We start from the raw sequence: 5393 nt of genomic DNA, 5'->3' as shown, positions 1-5393 counted from the left end.
ATGGCGAACTGCACACGGTGGACGAAGGCATCCGCTTCGAAGCGAGCCTGGAGTCCATCGGCAGCGTCAAGCTGATCGAGGAGGGTGGCACCGTCACCGCAGCCAGCGCCAGCCAGATCTGCGATGGCGCCGCCGGCCTGATGATCGTCAACGAAGCCGGCCTGAAGAAGCTGGGCGTCAAGCCGCTCGCGCGCATCCATCATATGTCGGTGCTCGGCCACGATCCCGTCATCATGCTCGAGGCGCCGTTGCCCGCCACGCTGCGCGCGCTGGAGAAGGCCGGCATGAAGATCGGCGACATCGACCTGTTCGAGATCAACGAAGCGTTCGCGCCGGTGCCGCTGGCGTGGCTGCAGGCCACGGGTGCCGATCCGGCGCGCATGAACGTGCACGGCGGCGCGATCGCGCTGGGCCACCCGCTGGGCGGTTCTGGCGCGAAGCTGATGACCACGCTGGTGCATGCCCTGCATACGCATGGCAAGCGCTACGGCCTGCAGACCATGTGCGAAGGCGGCGGCATGGCGAATGTGACGATCGTCGAGCGGTTGTAGGAGACGCCACTGAAGACGGTCCCGTGAGACGCGGGACCGTCTTCCGCTCGCCGGTGCGCCACGGAACGTAGTGGCGCAGCGTCTCACGCGGAGTCAGGCAGAAGTTGTTGTGAGGAGTGTTCCACCAGTGGGGTGCTTCGGGCAGCGGCAGATCACACGGTCCCTGGGCCATAAAGTGGCGGATGTACTCGCAGACTTGGGCGACGTAGAGGATACGAGGGTCACTTGGCTCGTTGCTATCGACCCAAATTGACCGTGTTGGTGCCCAAGTTTCCTGCATAGTCCGGGCTAGCACCCTTCGGCTGAAACTGCGTGGAGACTTGCGTGCTTTCATCCATCGCATGGGGCAGCCAATCGCTTGCTGACCGAAACCGATGCCGCCTTCTCTGGATTTCAGCAAACATGGACCGCCGTTGGAAGTCAGGCACGATGATCGCCATCCTCGTCGGCGAAGCCGCACAGCCGGTCGTTCTCCGGCGGAAACTGAGGTTCCGGGTAAGTGAGGATGATGAGTTGGGGGAGCGCCATCACCGGCATGACCAGCAGCACGATGACCAGGTCCACCCAGAGGGTGAGCGGTAGCCACCAGCGGCGCTTTGGATCGGTGAAGGAGGCGAGCACCCAGCGACCGCCGTAACGCAGCAGTACATCGCGCGAGCTGCGTGGTGGCGATTCCACGGTGGGGGGCGGGAGGTTTGGGTCTCCCGCCATATACCGTTGCAACCATGTCCACGTTGATTCATTGTAATAGCCGATATGAGCCCCGATGATGGGAACTTTGACAAGTTCGCGTTCCGTTAGATTTGACGTGTATCCAACAAGATATAGATAGCCCTGGCCTTTGCCTCGATAGTAATCGATGGCCAACAACTCGTCCCAATCGAGAATCCAAAGGGAATCAGGACTTTCATCCGGATACGGGACGAAGTAAATCCTTCGCGCCCTGCGATCGACCCGCACAGTCGAACTGCGATAGCGAAGGCGATAACTCAGCATGCGTGATAAACTAATTATCAATAGATACGCGATCGGGAGTGTCGCGGCGGAACCAAACGGGAGTGGTGAATCCGTGTTTGACTGCAACAGTCCGACACCAATGATCATAAAAGCGCCAAAAATAATAAGCGCCCCCATGTGCCACGATATAGTTGTGTCGTTTCGCTGAAGAGTATCCGCTATCAGCACTATGCAATGTTCGCTCGAACGAAGGGTAGTAATGGTCGGTTTAACACTCGGATCGGGCTCTAGCGGTAGGGTCGTACTTGCCGAGCGAAACAGGCGCCATTTCCGCTGGGCGTTGGCAAACGTAGGCCGCATTGGGGAAGGGGATCGTATCTTCATCTGGACACCTTGACTGGCCTTGAGGGGGAGCCTCATTAGCGATGGACCATGGTTGCTCACCTGCCCCTTACAATTTGTGCATTTCTATCCAAGTGGGTGCTTGCACACCGCCTTAAAGGAAGAGGGGTTAAGGCTGCTTGCGAAAATAGTGATCTGATTTTTTCACTCCTGGCGGTGAGAAATTCTTTCCCCATTTGGGTACTAGGTCTCCATCGTCCTTATGTAGTGAGAGCAGACACTCATGTGGTGAGTACGGTGCGACACCATATTGGTTGATGGTTTTTCCGTCGGAAAATTTAAAAAATAAAATATTTATCTTGTTCCCGATTGCTTTTGTGGTGCACATTATTTTCTGATCTTGCTGGAATCCTTGCCAGGAGATATGATTTTGATCGCGAATATAGGGGTGGTTATTTGCAGGTAATCAGTGATCCTTTCTTGTCTTGACTGTTGGTGGTCTTGGTAAGGGTCACGCAAACGATAATTGGGAAAGATTTTCTGGCGGTGGAGTCGGTAATTCTCATCGCTGAATTTCGGTGTGCTCGAAGTTCTCTTGTCTGGTGCGATGAGCTTATTTTTTGCCGGTCTGATCAAGAATCATTTTCATCTCGTTTGCACGATCGTATATTGCGTTCAGCAGGAAGTTGAGGCTCGTGACTCTCGTGGTGGTGAATTCGCCGGCCACATGCTCCGCTAGGAAGTTGTAGTTGCCATCTCGCCATCTAATCCAGTCGCGCTGTATCTTGTCCATATATTCCCTGTCTTCAGGTGCCAGTGTCTTGGCGACTTTTGAGTAATTTTCATTAAGGCGTTTCTTTTGAAAAGAAATCTCTTTTGTTACGCATTCAGATTGGTCGTTGATTCCCTTGGCATCCTTCGTGCAAGTTGAGAACTCGTTTGAGAAATGTCGGTCTTGAGCGTGAGCGGTGACAGAATAAATATATGAGATTAAATAAATTAATGATATTGTAGATGTAATTTTTAGTGGTCGCATAGTTAATTATTTGGTAATATCGATGCGTCAATGCTGGTTAAATTGGAGGGGGTCAGTTTTCGGATATTTCTTTTAGAATTGATCTTAGTTTATTTGTCGAATTCGTGGATGCGCTGTTCGCTGCGGACTGATGATAGGATGATGTCCCGTTCGAGATTGTTCCATTACTTATGGTCCTTCCATTTGGGGCTGCTATCGATGCCCATTCCTTCGCTGCCGCATACAGTGCATCGTCGATTGTGCCTTTCCCATTTTTTATGAAATCCGACAATGCTCCTCCACCGGCTTTGTCCAGAAGGAACTCGCTAAAAACGCGCTCCTGCATATTGGCGTCGTATTTCTCTGCTCCCGTGAGTGCTATTGATGTTTTCGCTAGTTTCAGGGTTGAGATGGTGGTTTGGTACTTTCCTGTTGCAAAGAGTCTATTGGTGTCAGTTCCAGATGAGGAATCGGTCGAAATGATCTGATCAATGGTTTTTCCCGTTACTGTGCCGGGCGGAGGGCTCATGTATGAATGCCCAACTTTCCCGTCAGGAACATCTTTGGTTCCGCTATTATAAGATTCGTACCCGCCTTCGCCATCAGAAATAATGTCACCGATTTCTCGGATTAATCTTTCCAGTCTGGCGGTGAGGCCTGAGAAGTTCCCGGCCAGCGCTACTGGATGAATATGAAACACGAACGGATCCGTGGGGAATCTCTCCACTTTTCCCGCTACATCGTCCCACCACATCAGCTTGGCAATGCGCGCCTTCTCGCTCTGCCAGGCGGGCTGAGCGGAGGGCGGCACGTTCTTGTCCCAGGCGTTCCAACTCGCCGGGTCGGCCTTCCACTCGCTCGGATAGCGAATGATCAGGCGTGATAGTTCGCCGAGCTTGCAGCGGCTGCGCTGGGCCGCCTGCAGTTCGCCTAGTGTCAGCCGGTGATCGGGGGTGGTATCGAGGCTGGCAAAGACCTTGCGCATGGGTTCGTCGAGCTGGGCGTCGTTGAGGGCCAACTCGCCGCCCTGAAACGCGGTCATCTGGTCGAGGGTGGTGAAGATGTTGCCGTAGCCTTCGCCCTTGGGCTTGGATTCAATGAGTTGGAAGTCCACCCATTCGTGCGGCGAGTGCAGGCTGACGCCGGCGTGGCCGGCTTCCCCGGCCCAGCCGATAGCGGTGGTGGTGTCGTCGCTGATCTGCACTTGCCACCAGCGCTTGCCGGCTTCGTCCATGGCATAGACGGTCGGTGGCTGGCTGGGGTCGCGCGTGAGCGGCCTGGCCTGCTCCAATACTGTCGTGTCGAAGCGTTGAGGATACGGGCCGTTGGCGGGACCATTGTCGACAAAGGTCAGTGGAAAGCTTGACCAGCCCTGTGCAAGGTCGGCCACCAGCAACTTGCCTTTTTCCAAGGCGTATAGGGCATTGAATGCCTGTTTTGTCATCCAGACCGGTTCGCTGCTGGCTGCGGCAAGCAGAATGCCCCGAAAGAGCGTGGCCCCCTGCTTGCCGGCGGTGCCCTGTTTCGGTGGGCGGACGATATCTTTCGCCGCGTAAGGCGTGCCATTGCTGTGGCGGAACAGCTTCGCGTCCGTCGCCCCTTTGGGCAGTGCATCCCCGGTCCCCTTGGCCCCCTTGGGCAGTACCGGCTTGCGCTCGATCCATTGCATGGTCTGGATCGGTTTGACCTTCACGTAGAGGGCATCCTCATGCGGGGTACCGTCCAGTTCCACCACGGTGTTGGCGGCCAGTAAGCCGGCCTGGGGTTCGGCGAGTGCAACATTGCGCAGCTTGGCGTTCGGCGCGATACGCAGCAGTGTCTTCTCCTGCAATTTGGCCGACGCCGCAGCCGCCCGGCTCTTGTCGAGGAAGCTTCTCAATTCGGGGCCGACAATGATCTCGTGATGCAGAATTACCCTGTCCTGGCCAGGGTCCTTGATTCGCCGGTATTCGCCCAGGTGGCCGAGCAAAGCGCCGGCCTTGATGGCGATGGCGGACGCGGGCGTGACCACGCTGTCGAAGGCCTCGGGGGCCTTGCCCTGGGCCTCCAGGTACGCGAGCAGCACCCAACCCTGTGCGGCCCCGGCCAATGGCTCCAGCTGTGCCGTGGACGGCGGGGCGATCTTGCCCTCCAGCACACTGCTGATCTTGACCCAGTGCTTGTCCGCGCTGCGTTGGGCGGCGGTAATGCGAGCGCCACGGGGCAGGATGCCGAGGACGACGCCCTTGGGATTCGGCTGCGAACAGATGCGCACCCCCACGACTACCGGATCGGTTGCGCTGGTCGCGGTGGACTGTTTGGGGCTTCCTTGCTTGTCTTTCTGGGGGGACGCTTGTTTGTCGCTCGCTTTCTGCGTTACGCGGTAGGCCGTTGCCGGCCAGTAGTCGGGACGCTTGACCCTGGCGCCCAGTCGCTCGTAGTCATTGAACGAGCGCAGGTGCATGGCCAGGCAGAAGTAGGTCAGCGTGTTGCCGGCCGGGTATTCGAGGGTGTGGCGGGTGAGGACGAAGCCGGTGCTGAATGGCGTC

At 56.6% G+C, this 5393-nt stretch carries 5 protein-coding genes; 1 reads left to right on the top strand and 4 read right to left on the bottom strand.

The annotated features are described in order from the left end of the window. Positions 1 to 551: thiolase family protein (locus AC1DO7_RS39010; RefSeq protein WP_477117399.1), on the top strand; the 551-nt coding region annotated here is incomplete at its 5' end. A gap of 420 nt (positions 552 to 971) precedes the next feature. Here the strand turns inward: AC1DO7_RS39010 and AC1DO7_RS39005 are convergent. From AC1DO7_RS39005 to AC1DO7_RS38990, 4 genes are all read right to left on the bottom strand, one after another. Further along, on the bottom strand, positions 972 to 1655 hold the full coding sequence (locus AC1DO7_RS39005) for a DUF6708 domain-containing protein (RefSeq protein WP_441650425.1): 684 nt from the start codon (positions 1653 to 1655) through the stop codon (positions 972 to 974). Between the two features lie 364 nt (positions 1656 to 2019). Continuing rightward, positions 2020 to 2274, bottom strand: a complete 255-nt coding sequence (locus AC1DO7_RS39000) for a DUF5991 domain-containing protein (RefSeq protein WP_441650431.1) — start codon at positions 2272 to 2274, stop codon at positions 2020 to 2022. Positions 2275 to 2463: 189 nt separating this feature from the next. Beyond that, complete coding sequence (locus tag AC1DO7_RS38995) at positions 2464 to 2886, bottom strand: lysozyme inhibitor LprI family protein (RefSeq protein WP_441650424.1); 423 nt, start codon at positions 2884 to 2886, stop codon at positions 2464 to 2466. Positions 2887 to 2938: 52 nt separating this feature from the next. Further along, positions 2939 to 5393, bottom strand: a 2455-nt coding sequence (locus AC1DO7_RS38990) for a hypothetical protein (protein WP_477117398.1), incomplete at its 5' end; no start/stop codon positions are given.

It is taken from the genome of Cupriavidus sp. 05N40, assembly GCF_056397305.1.
This window is presented reverse-complemented; position numbering and strand designations above follow the sequence as displayed.

What these genes read in the sequence shown, in the direction of transcription:
- AC1DO7_RS39005 (WP_441650425.1), bottom strand. Translation starts at nt 1,655, where the DNA reads ATGATCATTGGTGTCGGACTGTTGCAGTCAAACACGGATTCACCACTC.
- AC1DO7_RS38995 (WP_441650424.1), bottom strand. Translation starts at nt 2,886, where the DNA reads ATGCGACCACTAAAAATTACATCTACAATATCATTAATTTATTTAATC.